The sequence below is a fragment of the Paraburkholderia sp. genome (assembly GCF_026225065.1).
Classification (GTDB): Bacteria; Pseudomonadota; Gammaproteobacteria; order Burkholderiales; family Burkholderiaceae; genus Paraburkholderia.
In genome coordinates this window covers 24,970-40,809 of the sequence record NZ_JAMFSB010000106.1, presented here as the reverse complement: position 1 = coordinate 40,809, position 15,840 = coordinate 24,970, and the positions used below count along the sequence as shown (strand labels likewise).

Below are 15,840 nucleotides of genomic sequence, written 5' to 3'. Positions count from 1 at the left end.
TCCTGCACCCGCCGGGCGGCCTGCGCCATCAGTGCCATATGCTGCTCCAGCACGTCGCCGCCGAATTCGCGGCGGCGCGGCGGCGTCTCCGGCAGCAGGTGCGGTTCGTCCGCGAGCCGCTGCAGTTCCTTGCGCAGATACGTCATGGTCATTTCGAGCCGCCGCCAGTTCCAGATCGGATACACCACGATCAGCCCGAGCACAGCAGGCACGGGCGACACCCACAGCCTTGCGCCGTATAGCAAGGCGGCACTCCCGCCACTGATGACCGCGCTCAGCGCCGCGGTCAGCGACAACGAGCGCCACGGCGAAAGCACAAGGAAGCCGGCCAGCAGCGCGGCAAGCGGCACCAGCGAGACCAGGATCAGCAAGAAAGCCGGGACCGGGTCGATAGCCCGGCCGGTCAGCAGCGTGTCCAGAATACTCGCGTGGATATAGACGCCCGGCAGCGGTCCCAGATCACCGGAGACCGGCGTCGCGAAGCGGTCGTATAAGCCCGAGGCGGTCACGCCGACCAGCACGATACGGCCGCGCAGCGTGTCCGCCGGTACCTCGCCTGCCACGACGCTGGCGAACGACACATGCGAATAGTTCGTTGCGTCCAGGCTGAACGGGATCAGAAAGCGCGCTTCATCGACGGGTTCGCGGGTGCGGTCCTGCAGCCCAGCCAGCCCCGCGAGCGGTTGCGCGAGCCGGATAGCACCGCTTTTGATCGCGCGCCAGGCGGGCACCATCAGCTGCGGCCAGCGCGAGTGGGCATCGCCTTCAAACAGCGCGACACTGCGTACGATGCCGTCGTTGTCGACTTCCAGATTGATGTGGCCCAGTCCGGCCGCTGCGTCCGCCAGGGACGGCACGGGCTTGACGACGACCCGTGCGCCGTCGCTGTCCTCGGGACTGAGCAGAACCGGCAGATAGGTCGGGCTCAGGGCGACCGCGTGGGCCAGTTGCGCATCGTCGGCAGCGGTTTCGGTGAACAAGACGTCGTAGATCACGGCTGCCGGCTTCGCCTCGGCGAGCCGCTCCAGCAGGCTCGCGTGGACGCTGCGCGGCCACGGCCAGTGGCCAAGCCGCTCGATACTCGCGTTGTCGATTTCGACCACGACGATATCGGCGAGCGCCGCTTGCTTATGCAGTATCAGGAAGCGGTCGTAGACCAGATGATCGATGCCCGCCGTCCAGGGGCCAGACGCACTTGCCAGGATTACCGCTATGCCCAGGCAGCCGATCGCACCCCACTCCAGCAGGAAGCGTCGGCCAGCCGGCCGCCCAAGTCGTGCACGCGGATCGAGGCTCATGCGCGGAGAGTTAGAAGAGTCCTAGCGGGCAAGCGTGAACGACCGGACCGAGCTACCCTTCTCGTAGAACCGGCCGTTTTCGAACTGCTCGGCAATCACGGTCCAATAATAAACGCCGCGTGGCAGATCCGTCACCACGAGTTCGCCGGCCGGCAGATCGGTCCGGTCGACAAGCGGATTGCGCAGGTCGGGCGAGGCGCCAAGGACGAAGCGGAAACGCGTTTCCACGCCCGGCCGGCTCGCGAACCAGCGGAACGCATAGTTGCGGGTGCCGGCGCGCGGCGTTGCCGACGCGCTCAGACCCAACTGGCGTCGCTCGAAGGCATAGATCTGAGGCAGGCCTTCGAGACCATTGCGATCGACGGCGGAGATGCGCACGAAGTAAGTGCCATCGGGCAGATCGCCGAAATCGGCATGCGGTTCCTTCACCGGTAGATCGCGGATCAGGTCGAGCAGGTCCGCATCGCGGGCGATCTGCACGCGATAGCCGGACGCCAGGTTGTCCGGCACGATATCGAACGCGACGGTTTTACCATCCTGGACCTTGCTGGGATCGGTCAACGAGGGGGCGCTCAACAACTCGACCGGCGTACCGATCGAGCCGCTCGCATTAGATACATTGCCGAAGCGCGCCGACACGAGCTGCTCGGATGCCTGCAGCGGGACACCGGGCGCGGGCGCCGACGCACTGGCCGGATCCACGCCGACCGCGCCGTCCAGCACCTCCACCGCCGTTTGCTGCTGGGCGGTGTCGTAGCTCACCCGAAAATGCGTGCCGCGCACGCCGGCCACCACCGACGGCGAACGGATCTGGAAGCGATCGTCCTTCTTCGTCGCGTGCGTGACTTCGCTTTCCACCTCGCCGTGCTGTAGCGACAGCACCCGGTCTGAGGCGCCCGTCAGGCTGGTCAGACGCAGCTTGCCGACCTCGAGCACGGCATCCTGCGATAGGGTCACGTGCGAGCCATCTGGCAGTTCAAGCGACGCGAAGCCATCGTGACCGCTACGCACGCGATCGCCTTCGCCGAGAGTCATGCCGGCCGCAAGCGGCGTGTAGGGACCCGCGCCGAACGCGCGCTCGACAGGCCCGCTGACGGCTACCACACGTGCGGCTTCCTGCTCCTGGCGCAGCAATGCAGCTGGAATCTGCAACTGGATACCGGCCTGCAGATGGCGCGGCGCCGGCACCCTGTTCAGGCGGCTCAATACTGCCCAATCGCGCGGATCGCGCAGGTAGCGCGCCGCGATCTCATACAGGGTGTCGCCGGCTTTAGTCGTGTAAGGCACGGTCAAAAGTGGCGCGCTTTTGCCGATGTGCGCCGCGGCCAGTGCCGGGGCAAGCCCGAGCGCTGAGACGAAGCAAGGCACCAGGATCGCCAGTGCCCGGCGCGCACCGCTCGCCGCCAGACCAACCGGCGGCGTAAATACAGAAACCGTCACGCCCCCCCCTTTTCGATGAGCTCAAGCCGGTATCCATAACCGTAGATTGGCGTCAGGCGATAGCCGTTTTCCGGTCTAAGCCCGAGCTTGCTGCGCAACATCGAGACGTGGGTGTCCATCGTGCGCGACGGAATTTCCGTGGCCTGCTTCCAGATCACATCGAGAATGTGCGCACGCGACAGTGGCCGGCTCAAGTGCTGGAACAACAGCAACGCAAGGTCGAATTCCTTTTGCGTGACCGCCACCGCGGTACCACGCACCAGGACGTGCTTGGAACTGAGATCGAACTCGTAGTCGCCAAAGGTTTCCTTGAGCGCCGTAGTGTTGAGCTTGTAGGCGCGCCGCAGCAACGAGCCGACGCGCGCCAGCAGGACGCCCGACGACACCGGCTTCACGACATAGTCGTCCGCGCCCGTGTTGAGGATCGATGTGATATCGGTCTCGCGGCTGCGGCTCGTCATGAACAGCACCGGCAAACGCTCGGAGAGGCTCTCGCGCACCCAGCGCAACACTTCTTCACCGGACATATCGGGTACGTTCCAGTCCAGCACCAGCAGATCGAAAGTCTGGCGCCGTAGCTGGCGGACCAACGCGCGGCCCTCAGCGTAGGCGTGGCAGATGTGGCCAGCGGCCGAGAGCGTTTGACATACCAGATCGGCCTGAGCCGGATCGTCATCCAGGACTGCAATTCTCATAACACCCCGCAACGCAATTCCGTTATTCGTATCTGGATGGCCGGCCATCGGTCGAGACGGCACGTGCCTCTGTTCGGGGCTGCGCCGCGGCGTTGTCTCTTGCGTCAGACACGTACGCGGCGCGGCCAACACGAGACGACGATTTTCTCCACCGACAACTCTATTTATCGATTATTAATCGTGCGCTACAAACCCGCGTTTAAAACAGGTATCGGGAATATCTCAAAAATGGCGCACGCTTCACCCGCTCACAAAGTGTGATTGGGCTTTTTTATCATAATCGAAAACCGCCACCCCCTTCCGAATGTCGTCCACCTGCCATCCGGCATCGGCTCAAGCTCTTGAGCCTGTCACTCAACTTCCCTACAGCAACCTCTTTGGGTCATAACCGGGTTACAGCAGGTCTCGCTCACGCTAATTCTATGGCCCCGCCTAACCTGTTCTAGTGGGCGCAAAGCTCTTTGCATCGCTCTCGCCTTCGTCATTCTCATCGTCGTTCTGCGGCTCCAATCGACTGTTCAAGGCCGCGTCGAGGTGAATGCGTACATGCTCCCACGCTCCGTGTGCATAGTCGGGTTGAGCCGCCGCCCAATCTTGTGCCACACCGAATACACGCCGCACTGTCGCGGCGCAGACACTCAGATCATCGCCCGAGCCACGCGCCGCTGTCTCACGCAGCAACTCCGCCAGCCACGGCATCTCGAGCGCACACGAATCGGCATAGGTCACAACCGCCGCGCGGGCGTGACGATCATTCGCCGGATCGAGTTCGATGCGCTGCAGGCGCCGGCTGACCTTGCGCTTCTGCTCGTTCGTCCTGAACGGAATGCGCGTCGTGCCTGGTCTAAAAAACATCCAATCCCTCGATTAGCGGCGCAGCACCCGTCACGCTATTTTTCCCAGCGTGATGCATCCCGCATGTTTTCTCGTGACGCTGTACTCCCCGCCATGCGTCCGAGTCAAATAATGACAATCTGCGAGACAGTATAAGAACTGTCTCAATTTAAATCGTTTAAAGATTGTTAGATCGGTTTCCGTGTGTGTTCGGCAGCGCGCGTAAAAACGCAGCCTGGGCGCGGCAATCCATTGAGGACAGGCAGGTAGTCAGTATTTTGCGCAGTCCCGGCCAGATTATCGTGTTACAGAAATTGTGTGGCCGGCGATTCGTCAGGCGGATTTTGCTTCAATTATTGATGCAGATGCCGTAGCGGATTGAGCGATTCGCGGTTCTTATCGCCGCGTAGCCGGATCTTATGTCCGCCCGACACCGCGTCTAGTCGCAGGCGGTTGCGCCGCCCACCGAGTTGCAATGGTGGACCGACCAGTGACTCTCCCCTGTGAGCCCCGTGCTGCCGCCTATTCCGAGCGCCTGACGCTGAGGCCGGAAGTGAATCTCGACGCGCGAAAAACCGTGTGGCGCGCGGACCGGCGGCAACGGCGACGCCGCTACGATTGCGCGCTGTATGGCAGCGTCCCACGCAGGATTTCCGCTCGAATGCAGCAACGTCACCGAGCTCACGGCGCCAAGCGGATCAAGGCGGATGGATACGATCCCCTCCGGGTTCTCTGGAACGCTCGCGGTAGCGACGATGAGATTGCTCGCCAGCGCGCAGGCAACATAGCTGTGCCATTGCACCGAGTTCAACTGGTCGATCGCTGGGCGAGGCTCGCTGCCGGACGCTGTGCGCGCGAGGCAGTGACTGGTGACTTTATCTGCCGAGGGTAATACTGGTTGGTTGTCGTCTTGCGGGCTCCCCGTCGTGCATCCAGCCGCCCAGGTCAGCATCGACACAACGAAGGCGAACAGGCAGCGCCGTCCTTTATTCATTTTGGATTCCCCGTGTCTCCGCTGATGCGTATCGTTGTTTGTTCGTCAGGTAGCGGGAATGCATCGCCGGGCCGTCCGACTATTCCGCCGCCCATTCAGCCAACTTCGCCACGGTATTCATGTTGCGTGCGGTTCCATTGCCCGCGGCCTGGATCTTCAGCTTTGAGTTTGCGATCCCGTCTGCGTAGTGTACGTAGATCTCGCGGGTTCCGAGCGCGATCTCTTCTGTCTGCTGACCGCTCACCTTGCTCAAGGTGTCCGTGGGCGGCGCTCCATCGAGAAAGATGGCCACCGTCCGGTTCGGCTCGGCCGACTTGAAAGGGTTAGCGTCAAGCGCCGCTGCCACTTCCGCGCCGGTTCGGACCAGCACGCCTACGGGCTTGCCGGCGTAGGCCTCGAGGCAACCTTCCAGCTTCGCCTTGACGGACTTTTCAGAGAGCTTGCTGGCAAAGACGACGTTGCCGCTCGCAATGTACGTGCGCACATTCGTAAAGCCAAGGGATTCGCACATGGCCCGTAGTTCGGCCATCGGAAGTTTGCCGGTGCCGCCCACATTTACGGCGCGCAAGAGAGCGATATAGGTCGTCATGTTCGCATTCTATTGCGACTCGAACTCTCCGGGTTGGTCTATGGTCGCGCCCCTCGCGTCTCACCCCTTACTTCACCCCGCTCGCGCAATCTCCGGCATCGGCGCGAACAGCGCGTCGAGATCGTCATCGGAGAACTTCACCGTCTCCGCCGCGTCCTCGGACAGAATGCTGTCGGCCAGTGCCGCTTTCTTCTCCTGCAGCCGCACAATCTTTTCCTCGATACTGCCCGCAGCAATCAGCTTGTAGACGAACACAGGCTTATCCTGTCCGAGACGATGCGCGCGATCCGTGGCCTGATTTTCGGCCGCCGGGTTCCACCATGGATCGTAGTGAATCACCGTATCTGCCGCCGTGAGGTTCAGGCCGACACCGCCTGCCTTCAGGCTGATCAGGAAGAGCGGCACCTCGCCGCGCTGAAAACGCTGCACGGGTGTGGCGCGATCGGTGGTGCTGCCGGTCAAGGTGACGTAAGGAATCGCGGCCTTATCGAGCGCCGCCGCAATCAGGTCCAGCATGCCTGTGAACTGCGAAAACAGCAGCACGCGCCGGCCTTCTTCGATCAACTCAGGCAGCATCGCCAGCAATAGCTCGAGCTTGGCCGACTCCTTGACGCGCGCCGCCTTCTCGAGTTTCACGAGACGTGGATCGCAGCACACCTGACGCAGTTTCAGCAGCGCATCGAGCACGATGATGTGGCTTCGGGCCAGTCCCTGCGAGTTCACCGCTGCGCGCACTTTTGCCTGCATAGCAGTCCGGACGATTTCGTACAGGTCACGCTGCGCGCCTTCCAGATCCACGGTACGCACAATCGTGGTCTTTTCCGGCAGTTCTTTCGCCACTTCGTCCTTGCGCCGGCGCAGCATGAACGGACGAATACGCCGCGCCAGCAACTCCCGCCGCACGCCATCGCCATTGCGCTCGATCGGATTGCGCCAACGCTTGGTGAAGTCCTTCTGGGTGCCGAGAAAACCCGGCAACAGAAAGTCGAACTGCGACCACAATTCGCCGAGATGGTTTTCCAGCGGCGTGCCGGTAAGGCACAGACGGTGCCGTGCGCGCAGATCGCGAATGGCAGTCGCCGACTTGGTGGTGGCGTTCTTCACGTACTGGGCTTCGTCGAGAATCAGCAGGTGGTACTCGTGCTCCGACAGTACGGCGTGATCACGCCACAGCAGCGCGTAGGTCGTGAGAATCAGGTCGTGCTGGCCAATCAGCTCGAAGCGCTCCTTGCGCTGCGGCCCGTTCAGGACCAGCACCTTTAGATCCGGCGCAAAACGCTGCGCCTCTTCTCGCCAGTTATGGACCAGCGTGGTCGGCAAGACGATCAGCGCGGGACGGTCGAGCCGCCCTGCTTCCTTTTCCGCCAGCACGTGGGCGAGCGTCTGCACCGTCTTGCCGAGGCCCATGTCGTCGGCCAGTATGCCGGCCAGGTTGTGCTCGCGCAGGAACTGCATCCAGCTCAAGCCCTGATGCTGATACGGACGTAACTCGGCCCGCAGTCCGCGCGGCACCGGCACTTCGTGCACGCCGCCACCGGTCTGCAGACGCTGTGCCAACTGGCGGATCGACGCATCGCCCTGAAACTGCCAGCGCCCCGTATCGGTCAGCGCAGCAAGGCGTCCGGCATCAAGCTCAGGAATCCTGAGGTTCTCGTCACCCTTCCAGCTTCCCAGCCCGTCGAACAGATCGACCAGCACCCGCACCACCGGTTTGAGCCGTCCCGCGCGCAAACGCAAGCGTTCGGCGCGGTCGGTAGTCAGTTCGATGGCTTCGTCATCGTCGATCGTTTCGAGCGCCCCGCCGAGCCAGCGCCGGTCGCGCCGGAACAGTCCGGCCAGCAGAGGTTCCAGGCGCACCGTGCGATCGCCCAGGGTGATGCCCATCTCGAGATCGAACCAGCCGTCGCCGGTGCGGCGCGCGGTGCCTTCGATTGCGTCGATCTCGATCACGTGATGGCGGAAGCTGGACGCCATCGTCACGCGCCAGCCCTTGCTAGCGAGCGCCGGCAGGGTTTCGTCCACGAAGGCGGGCCAGGCGTCGGCGTCGGGTAACGCCAGCAGAGTCTCGGGCAGCGTATGCCGCGCATGTCCGCCGCTTGCCGGCACCACCTGCAGGCCCGCTTTGCGCAGTTCGAGCAGACGCTTCTTTTCAGCATCGTAGCGGCGCCGGATATGCAGCACGCTGCCGCCGGGAACTGGCACCAGCGTAGAGCTGCTCTCCGCTTTGATGCTGACGCCGTCGTAGTCGAAGCTGGCCGTTGCGAAGTCCAGCATCTGATTGCGCTGGAAGTGTTTGCCGAGCCCGAGCGCAGCCATCGACAAGCTGTTGAGGGCAAGGACCGGCACCGGTTCTACGTCGATGACGCGCACTTTGGCCGTATCGAGCGCGGGCGGCAGCGGCAGATCGGGGGCGACTTCGCGCAACACCGCGGCCACCAGCGGCGCTTCGGCGAGCGAGATAGGCGGCATCGACAGGTAATCGGGCAGTTGCGGGAACGGCAGGGACAGCTCGACGATGCCCGCCTCGCCCGCCTCGGCGTCGACGTACCAGACCGGCTCGGTGGCGAGCACCATCGCGGCCGCCGGCTCGGTGCGCAGCACTGGCCTCAGACGGTCGTCCGCCTGCGCTTCCCATTCGATGCGGCCCGCTCTTGCCGAGCCCTTCGAAAGTGGCCGCGGCGCGCCATCAGCCGGGTCTGCGGGAAACAGGCGCCCTGTCGCCACGAGCTTGTGCAGGACATCGCCGCCGTTCGAACCACGCAAGATGAAATGCCCGTGGTTCTGACGCGAATGGCCGAGCCACAAACTGCGCAAGATGACCAGATCGTCGTCCGAAACGAATTTTGGCGCCTTGATCAAGGCGGCTTCGACATTGCTCCACGGCTCGTCGATCGAACTAATCACGCCTTGCGCATCGAGCCGCGCCTTGAACAACTGGATCTCGTGACGCTGTTGATAACGCGACCAGCCGAGCTGGTAGGCGAGCGCATGGATCGGTCCCGCGCTTGGGGTGCGCTGGCTCGGAGTCTCGCTTTCGGCGCGGGCGCGAAATGTCTCCATCCACCTGACCAGCTCGGGCCGCACGCCTGGCTGCGACTCGACCGCCCCTTCGAGCCCCGCGATCAGCAGCGCGGCCATGTGCTTGCACTGGTAGCCGACCGGACAGGAACAGTCGCCCTCGACCCACAGCTCGTCGCCGATGTCATGAAACTGCACCTCCACAAGGTACGGGCGCCGTTGCGTACCCTGCACTTCGCCACTCAGCGTGTTGTCTTCCCAGTGCAGGTTCGAAACTGCATCGACGTAGTCGCGCGCCTTCTCGACCGTTCTGGCTCCCAACCACTTCGTAACGTGTTCTCGATCGTAGAAAACTGACGACATCCGGGTGACCCATCCATGCGTGTTCAGGCGAGCGGCAACGTCGTGGGAATGCGGGAGCAACGTGACCCGGTTTGCAGATCATCTGCTGTTCTGCGAGGCCTGCCCAAGGTTGGCGGGGGCCGCATTCGCCACTGCAAACCGACTATTTTACGCATCTGCCGGTCATCACCGTTGCGGATGTGTCAAGAAAACAAATACGCGTTTGAAGCGGGATGTGCCGCGGCCGGATCGCTCAGAGCGCGACGCCGGCCGCAGCGTCCGCCGGCGTGCCAAAGCTCACCTCCAGATCAGCCGCGGCAAACACCTGCGCCAGCGCGGACGACGGCGCCTCATCGGTAATCAGCAGATCGAACGCCTCGGGGCCGAACGCATGCACGAGCGCGCTGTGGCCGAACTTGGCGTGGTCCGCCACCACCACGCGCCGCTCGGCCTGCGCAAAAGCGACGAGCGAGTACGACACGTCATCGGGCTGCGCATCCATGAAGCGGCCTTGCGCGTCGATTGCCGTCACCGAGACGAACGCATAGCGGACGTGAAACTGGCGGATGAACGCCAGCGCGCTTTCGCCGAACGCGGCCGAGTCGTCGGCGCGCAGTTCGCCGCCGGCGATGAACACCCGGTTGCCGTTGCGCGGCGCAAGGGTGCGGGCAATTTCCGCGGAATTCGTCACGACCGTCAGGCGCGATCGGGCACACAGCGCCTGGGCGATATGGACGCAGGTCGTACCGCCATCGAGGATCAGCGAGTCGCAGTCCTGTACCAGATCGCCCACGCGCGCCGCGATTACCCGCTTCGCTTCGAGGTTCTCCTGCAGGCGGCGCTGGAACGGCGGTTCGTCGAGCCGCTCCGGCAGCATTACACCGCCGTGCACCTTCAGTAACACCCCTTCGGCGATCAACGGCTTGATATCGCGACGGATGGTCTCGTCGGACACGGCGAAGACGTCGGCCAGCTCGGCGATCGTGCAGGTGTGCTGCGCCCGCACGATGCGCAGGATTTCGGATTGGCGTTGGGTCGAAAACATACCGGGGACGGGAAGATGCGGGTGGCGCCCAGTCTAGCAAAGGCGTCATGTCTGGGGAAGCTATTTCCACACATATCCAACCAAATCACCGTTACTTGATTATTCGCGCTTTTATCCATTGTTTTGTAAGGAATTTATGGTGAAACAAAGATCCATTGCCGATGAATTTTACGTGACATCGTTGCGTTTTTTGGCATTTTGTTGCACTCTACGCACACCAATTTCCACGCATATCCACATTCCTCGAGCAGGACCTAAAAGATGTCTACACCTCTCCCCCAGCACGCCCGGGTTGTGATCGTCGGCGGCGGCATCGTCGGCTGCTCCGTCGCGTATCACCTGACGAAAATGGGTTGGACCGACGTGGTCCTGCTGGAACAAGGTCAACTGTCTTGCGGCACCACCTGGCACGCCGCCGGCCTGGTCGGTCAGCTACGTGCCCAGGAAAGCATGACGAAGCTGATTCGCTATTCCACCGCGCTCTACGCCGAGCTGGAAGCGGATACCGGCCTCGCCACCGGCTGGAAACAATGCGGCTCGCTGTCAGTTGCGCGCACGGCTGAGCGGATGACGCAACTCAAGCGCACCGCCGCCGTCGCCCGCGCCTATGGCGTGACCTGCGATGTGATCGGCCCGCAAGAAGCGGGCGATCTGTGGCCCGTGATGCGCACCGACGACCTGCTCGGCGCAGTCTGGCTACCCGGTGACGGCAAGGCCAACCCCACCGACCTCACGCAAGCCCTCGCCCGCGGCGCCCGCACGCGTGGCGCGCGGATCGTCGAGAACACCCGCGTCACCGCGATCCACACACGGCAGACGCCGGGCGGTCGCGAAGTCAGTGGCCTCGCGTGGCACAACAAGGACGGCGCCGAAGGCACCATTGACGCCGAGATCGTCGTCAACTGCGCGGGTCAATGGGCGAAGGCCGTCGGCCGGCTTTGCGACGTGACCGTGCCGCTGCATTCGGCCGAGCACTACTACATCGTCACCGAGCGGATTGCCGGCGTGCATCCCGATCTCCCCGTGATGCGCGACCCGGACGGCTTCATCTACTTCAAGGAAGAAGTCGGTGGTCTGGTGATGGGCGGCTTCGAGCCGAACGCGAAACCGTGGGGCATGAACGGTATCCCCGAGAATTTCGAATTCCAGTTGTTGCCCGACGACTGGGATCAATTCGAAATCCTGATGGAAAATGCCCTGCAGCGCGTGCCCGCGCTCGAGAGCGCGCAAGTCCGGCAGTTCTACAACGGACCGGAATCGTTCACACCGGACAACAACTTTATCCTCGGCGAAGCGCCAGAACTGCGCCACTTCTTCGTGGGCGCGGGCTTCAATTCGATGGGGATCGCCTCGGCCGGCGGCGCGGGCATGGCGCTCGCCGAGTGGATCGTCTCCGGCACGCCGACCATGGACCTGTGGCCAGTGGACATTCGCCGGTTTGCGCGTTTCAACGGCAACGACACGTGGCTGCACGACCGCGTGAAGGAAACGCTGGGCCTGCATTACGCGATGCCCTGGCCGAACCGCGAACTCGATAGCGCGCGTCCGTTCCGCCGCTCGCCGCTCTACCCGATGTTGCGCGACATGGGGGCATGTTTCGGCAGCAAGATGGGTTGGGAGCGGCCGAACTTCTTCGCGCCGAGCGCGGCCGAAGCGAAAATCGATTACGCCTTCGGTCAGCAGAACTGGTTGCCCTGGAGCGGCGCTGAGCATCGCGCCTGCCGCGAAGGCGTGGCGCTGTTCGATATGACGTCGTTTTCGAAATTCCTCGTCAAGGGACGTGATACCGAGGACGTACTGCAAGGCATCGTCGCCAACGATGTCGCCGTTCCACCGGGCACCACCGTCTATACCGGCATGTTCAACGAGCGTGGCACGTACGAGTCCGACTTCACGCTGACCCGCCTCGCTGCCGATCAATACCTGATCGTCACGGGCTCGGCGCAAACCACGCGTGATTTTGACTACATCGAGAAATCGATCCCGCACGACAAGCACTGCACGCTGGTGGATGTCACCGGTCAATATGCAGTGCTGGCGGTCATGGGCCCGCGTTCGCGTGAGCTGCTGCAAAGCATCTCGAAGGCGGACTGGAGCAACGCCGGGTTCCCGTTTGGCCAGAGCCGCGAGGTGGACATCGGCTATGCCACCGTGCGGGCCACGCGGCTCACCTATGTCGGTGAACTGGGCTGGGAGCTGTACGTACCGGTTGAATTTGCCGCGGGCGTCTACGAGACGGTGCATGCGGCAGGCAAACCGTTCGGCCTCCTCAACGCAGGCTATTACGCAATCGATTCTCTGCGTATCGAGAAAGGCTACCGTGCCTGGGGACGTGAGCTGACGCCGGATTCGAATCCGTTCGAAGCGGGCCTCTCGTTCGCCTGCAAGCTGAACAAGAAAATTCCTTTCCGCGGCCGTGAGGCTCTGCTCAAGCTGCGTGACGAGCCTCTGCGCCGACGCATGGTCGTGCTCACGGCTGATGGCGCCGCCGATCGCATGCTATGGGGTGGCGAAGCGATCCTGCGCGACGGCAAACCAGTCGGCTTCGTGAGTTCGGCGGCTTTCGGTCATACGTTGGGTTGTCCGGCGGCGATGGGGTATGTCAACAACCCGGACGGCATTGCCGATGCCGCGTATCTGACGAGCGGGCGATACGAGATCGATGTGGCCGGAGATCTGTTGCCCGCCACCCTTCATCTGAAAGCACCATACGATCCGCGTTCGGAACGCGTCAAAAGCTGACCGCTCCGCACAGCACCTCACCACGCCATACCGCGCCGCGCTTTGCTTGCGCCGCCCACGTCCGAACGACGTGAGCGGCGTTTTTCAGGCCCGGCGAGCGCCGCGTGCCATGCTCGAAAACACGCCATCCCGGCGGATCAGGCCATGAAACAACGCGGCCGCCAGATGACCCAGCACGGTTAGAAACAGCGCGAGGGCCAGGTACGTATGCAATGCACGCAGCGCGGCAAAAAGCCGTACATCATGCGGCATGATCGCCGGCAAATGGACGGCGCCGAACAACGTCACCGGATACCCCTCGGCCGATAGCATCGACCAGCCGATCAACGGCATCGCCAACATCAGCGCATACAACACGAGATGCGAGAGTTTGGCGACGACGCGCTGCGGCGCCGGCATGTCGTCCGGCAGCGGCGGGCTGCCACGCTTGAGCCGTACGCCGATGCGCAACACCAGCAGCAGCAGGATCGCGATGCCAAGCGGCCGGTGAATTGCGATCAGCGTATCGTGTGCATGCGACACGGTCGCGACCATGCCGATCCCGACAAACAGCATCGTGAGGATCAGCAGCGCCATGGTCCAGTGCAGTAGTCTCTGTAGTGGGCTGAAATGCTTGTGCGTCGGCGTCATGACCGATCTCCGTTCGGCTGCGGATGGTGCAGGTTGGGGTCGAGCGCTTCTTCGCGAGTGCGCCGGTTATACGAAACCGAATAGGCCGCGGAACGCGCGGCCAGCAGCGGATCGTCCGAGGTCTTGATGCCCGCGGGCAGCACGGTCGGATCGAAGTTGACGTCGCGGCATGGACCGTCGTCCTGCGAGGTCTCATGCTCGATCACGAGCGTCCCGGCGTCGATCTGCTGACGCCCATCTGGCCACATCTTGGTGGCGTCGTCAGTCGGGTCGCCGGGCGCGGCCACCGTCACGATCAGATGCCAGCGCAGCGGACCGTCCTGCAGATGCTGGGCGAGATCGGCGTCGAGGAAATTTTGCGTGCTCTTCTGCGCGTCCGTAATGGGCGCAAACGGCGTCTCAGGCACCATCGCCCAGCGCACGGCGTGCGCCTGGCCGTTGGCGTCCACGAAACGGAATGCATTCACGCTGTAGTACGACCCATTGGCAAAACTCGACGACGGCGAATGGCCCTTGACCCATGCCTGAAACGGTTTGGTTTCCGGGTTCGCGGCGGCGAATGCCTTAAGCGCTGCCGGGTTTGGCTTGCCCGTGACCGGATCCGGCTTCGCGGCAACCAGTTGCTGATAGAACTGCTCAGGCGTGTGGACCGGGAACACGGGCACTGAATTCATCCCGGAGCGCCACTGCTCGCCATCGGGCTGTGTGAACATCAGGGCAAGACTGCGGATGGGCACACTGGTGTCGGGCGCAGACGGATTGCCGCCCGGAATCGCAAAACGGCCGATCACCGGCGTCAGCCCCGGCGCAAACACGCCCGCACTCGACAGTGCGGACGCGTTGCCGTTGCTGTCAAAATCGCCGGACACGCAGACACCCTTTGCATGGTTGCGACGAAAGCCCGGATGGCTGCCGTTGTCCGCTTCAAAGGCGTTGATGATGCGATGCGTGGTCAGGCGCTGGGGTGTAAGCCAGCCGGCTACATAGGCGAAACCGCCGGCCACGGTCAGCACGACGGCACCGATCGCAGCGAGCCGGCATGGCACGCAAATGCGACCGGGTGCAGGAAATGATGGATCTGTCACAAGGACTCCTTTGGGCTTTTCAAGCGGGTCTGCGTGACGGCGAACACACGTCTTCTGCGTTTATTCCGGACACGAATGCATTCATGTGAGGGAATAAAGGCGCCCCGATCGTGTTAGCCCAGTAACAGCAAACTTCTAGCGCAACCCTTATGAAATCCGATGACTCGCGGCACGACCCTCCGCTCTCCGAAACCGATATTCAGGCGTACGCCGACGGCCTCCTCACGCCCGAACGCGCCGCCCACTTGCGCCACTACCTCGGCAAGCGGCCGGGCGAAGCTCGCCGGGTGGCGTTCTACGGCAAGCTGAACCAGCAGGTCCAGCATGCGTTTCAGCCGACCGATGAGCCCTCGCCTGTTCCGGCGGCGACGTCGGGCTTCATCCATACCGCCGCTGGCCGATGGCTGACGCGGCGGATGCAGATGATCCGGCTGCATCCCCTGCGAGCCATGCTGGCGTTGGCGCTCATGCTGGCGCTGGCCATGGTGGCCACAAGCGGCTGGATGGCGGCTTCCCAGGTTTCGCAGGACGCATTGGACAACGCCGCGGTGATGGCATTGGCCCAGGCCGCGGGCGAGGATTTTGGCGCGAAGATGGCTCCGACGGTCGGATCCCCCGCAGCGGATCCCGTAGCGCCCAATCTCGTGCCGGTCGGTATGCACCTGGTTAGCCACCGGACACTGAATCTCGGCGCCCTCGCCCGGGCAACCGAATACGTCTATCTCAACGCCCAGGGTGAGCCGGTCGTGCTGCTGGTCGCGCCCGCCCTGCCGGCCGCAGCGGCCCAGCCACAGTGGAGCGCCCGGCGGGTTGGCACGCTTCGGCTGCTCAGCTGGACGGCCCGGCAGCAACGTTATGTGCTCGCTGGCGCCGCTAACGCACACGGCCTGATGCGCGCCGCCGATTTCATGACGATGCGCTAGGTCTTGTCTGAACAAAGAACTTGTTGCCGTTCGTCGGTCAGGCCGGGAATAAAATGTAAACAGGCGTGTTTGCACCTGGAACGCCGTCGATCGTCCAAACCCATCCGGGCGGGCGACTGACGTGGCATATTTCGCAGGAAAGCGCCGGACCGTCTCCCACCGGGTGATTTCGCCTTCGCAGGCATGGCAGGGAGGGAGCGGTTCG

At 63.2% G+C, this 15,840-nt stretch carries 12 protein-coding genes; 2 read left to right on the top strand and 10 right to left on the bottom strand.

The features are described from left to right. The 8 genes from M0954_RS08270 to M0954_RS08235 form a co-directional block, all read right to left on the bottom strand. On the bottom strand, positions 1 to 1,298 hold a 1,298-nt coding region (locus tag M0954_RS08270), incomplete at its 3' end, for a CHASE2 domain-containing protein (RefSeq protein ID WP_297352589.1). A gap of 21 nt (positions 1,299 to 1,319) precedes the next feature. Then, complete coding sequence (locus M0954_RS08265) at positions 1,320 to 2,627, bottom strand: FecR domain-containing protein (protein WP_297352595.1); 1,308 nt, start codon at positions 2,625 to 2,627, stop codon at positions 1,320 to 1,322. Between the two features lie 107 nt (positions 2,628 to 2,734). Then, positions 2,735 to 3,433, bottom strand: a complete 699-nt coding sequence (locus M0954_RS08260; RefSeq protein ID WP_122156030.1) for a response regulator transcription factor — start codon at positions 3,431 to 3,433, stop codon at positions 2,735 to 2,737. Between the two features lie 432 nt (positions 3,434 to 3,865). Next, on the bottom strand, positions 3,866 to 4,288 hold the full coding sequence (locus M0954_RS08255; protein WP_297352587.1) for a hypothetical protein: 423 nt from the start codon (positions 4,286 to 4,288) through the stop codon (positions 3,866 to 3,868). 418 nt (positions 4,289 to 4,706) lie between these two features. Further along, complete coding sequence (locus M0954_RS08250; protein ID WP_123387199.1) at positions 4,707 to 5,261, bottom strand: energy transducer TonB; 555 nt, start codon at positions 5,259 to 5,261, stop codon at positions 4,707 to 4,709. A 79-nt stretch (positions 5,262 to 5,340) separates the two neighbouring features. Further along, positions 5,341 to 5,850 carry a DUF1697 domain-containing protein gene (locus tag M0954_RS08245; RefSeq protein WP_122156033.1) on the bottom strand — a complete coding sequence of 170 codons (510 nt, stop codon included), beginning with the start codon at positions 5,848 to 5,850 and terminating at the stop codon, positions 5,341 to 5,343. Between the two features lie 72 nt (positions 5,851 to 5,922). Beyond that, on the bottom strand, positions 5,923 to 9,231 hold the full coding sequence (locus M0954_RS08240) for a DEAD/DEAH box helicase (RefSeq protein WP_297352586.1): 3,309 nt from the start codon (positions 9,229 to 9,231) through the stop codon (positions 5,923 to 5,925). A gap of 232 nt (positions 9,232 to 9,463) precedes the next feature. Then, positions 9,464 to 10,255: a DeoR/GlpR family DNA-binding transcription regulator gene (locus M0954_RS08235; protein WP_133894729.1), complete on the bottom strand. Its 792-nt coding sequence runs from the start codon at positions 10,253 to 10,255 to the stop codon at positions 9,464 to 9,466. Positions 10,256 to 10,516: 261 nt separating this feature from the next. Here M0954_RS08235 and M0954_RS08230 point away from each other — a divergent pair, with 261 nt between their 5' ends. After that, positions 10,517 to 12,997: an FAD-dependent oxidoreductase gene (locus M0954_RS08230; RefSeq protein WP_297352583.1), complete on the top strand. Its 2,481-nt coding sequence runs from the start codon at positions 10,517 to 10,519 to the stop codon at positions 12,995 to 12,997. Between the two features lie 84 nt (positions 12,998 to 13,081). Here M0954_RS08230 and M0954_RS08225 read toward each other — a convergent pair whose 3' ends face one another. Further along, positions 13,082 to 13,627 carry a cytochrome b gene (locus tag M0954_RS08225; protein ID WP_133894727.1) on the bottom strand — a complete coding sequence of 182 codons (546 nt, stop codon included), beginning with the start codon at positions 13,625 to 13,627 and terminating at the stop codon, positions 13,082 to 13,084. Further along, entirely contained in the window at positions 13,624 to 14,679 is a 1,056-nt protein-coding gene (locus M0954_RS08220; protein ID WP_297352593.1) for a catalase family peroxidase, read from the bottom strand. Before M0954_RS08220 ends, M0954_RS08225 begins: the two co-directional genes overlap by 4 nt. A 182-nt stretch (positions 14,680 to 14,861) precedes the next feature. Here M0954_RS08220 and M0954_RS08215 point away from each other — a divergent pair, with 182 nt between their 5' ends. Next, positions 14,862 to 15,635 carry a transcriptional regulator gene (locus M0954_RS08215; RefSeq protein ID WP_297352582.1) on the top strand — a complete coding sequence of 258 codons (774 nt, stop codon included), beginning with the start codon at positions 14,862 to 14,864 and terminating at the stop codon, positions 15,633 to 15,635. Positions 15,636 to 15,840 lie beyond the last annotated feature (205 nt).

Excerpts from the sequence above, each read along its gene's own strand:
- M0954_RS08225 (WP_133894727.1), bottom strand. The coding sequence starts at position 13,627 with ATGACGCCGACGCACAAGCATTTCAGCCCACTACAGAGACTACTGCAC.
- M0954_RS08255 (WP_297352587.1), bottom strand. The coding sequence starts at position 4,288 with ATGTTTTTTAGACCAGGCACGACGCGCATTCCGTTCAGGACGAACGAG.
- M0954_RS08215 (WP_297352582.1), top strand. The coding sequence starts at position 14,862 with ATGAAATCCGATGACTCGCGGCACGACCCTCCGCTCTCCGAAACCGAT.
- M0954_RS08245 (WP_122156033.1), bottom strand. The coding sequence starts at position 5,850 with ATGACGACCTATATCGCTCTCTTGCGCGCCGTAAATGTGGGCGGCACC.
- M0954_RS08230 (WP_297352583.1), top strand. The coding sequence starts at position 10,517 with ATGTCTACACCTCTCCCCCAGCACGCCCGGGTTGTGATCGTCGGCGGC.
- M0954_RS08250 (WP_123387199.1), bottom strand. The coding sequence starts at position 5,261 with ATGAATAAAGGACGGCGCTGCCTGTTCGCCTTCGTTGTGTCGATGCTG.
- M0954_RS08235 (WP_133894729.1), bottom strand. The coding sequence starts at position 10,255 with ATGTTTTCGACCCAACGCCAATCCGAAATCCTGCGCATCGTGCGGGCG.
- M0954_RS08260 (WP_122156030.1), bottom strand. The coding sequence starts at position 3,433 with ATGAGAATTGCAGTCCTGGATGACGATCCGGCTCAGGCCGATCTGGTA.
- M0954_RS08240 (WP_297352586.1), bottom strand. The coding sequence starts at position 9,231 with ATGTCGTCAGTTTTCTACGATCGAGAACACGTTACGAAGTGGTTGGGA.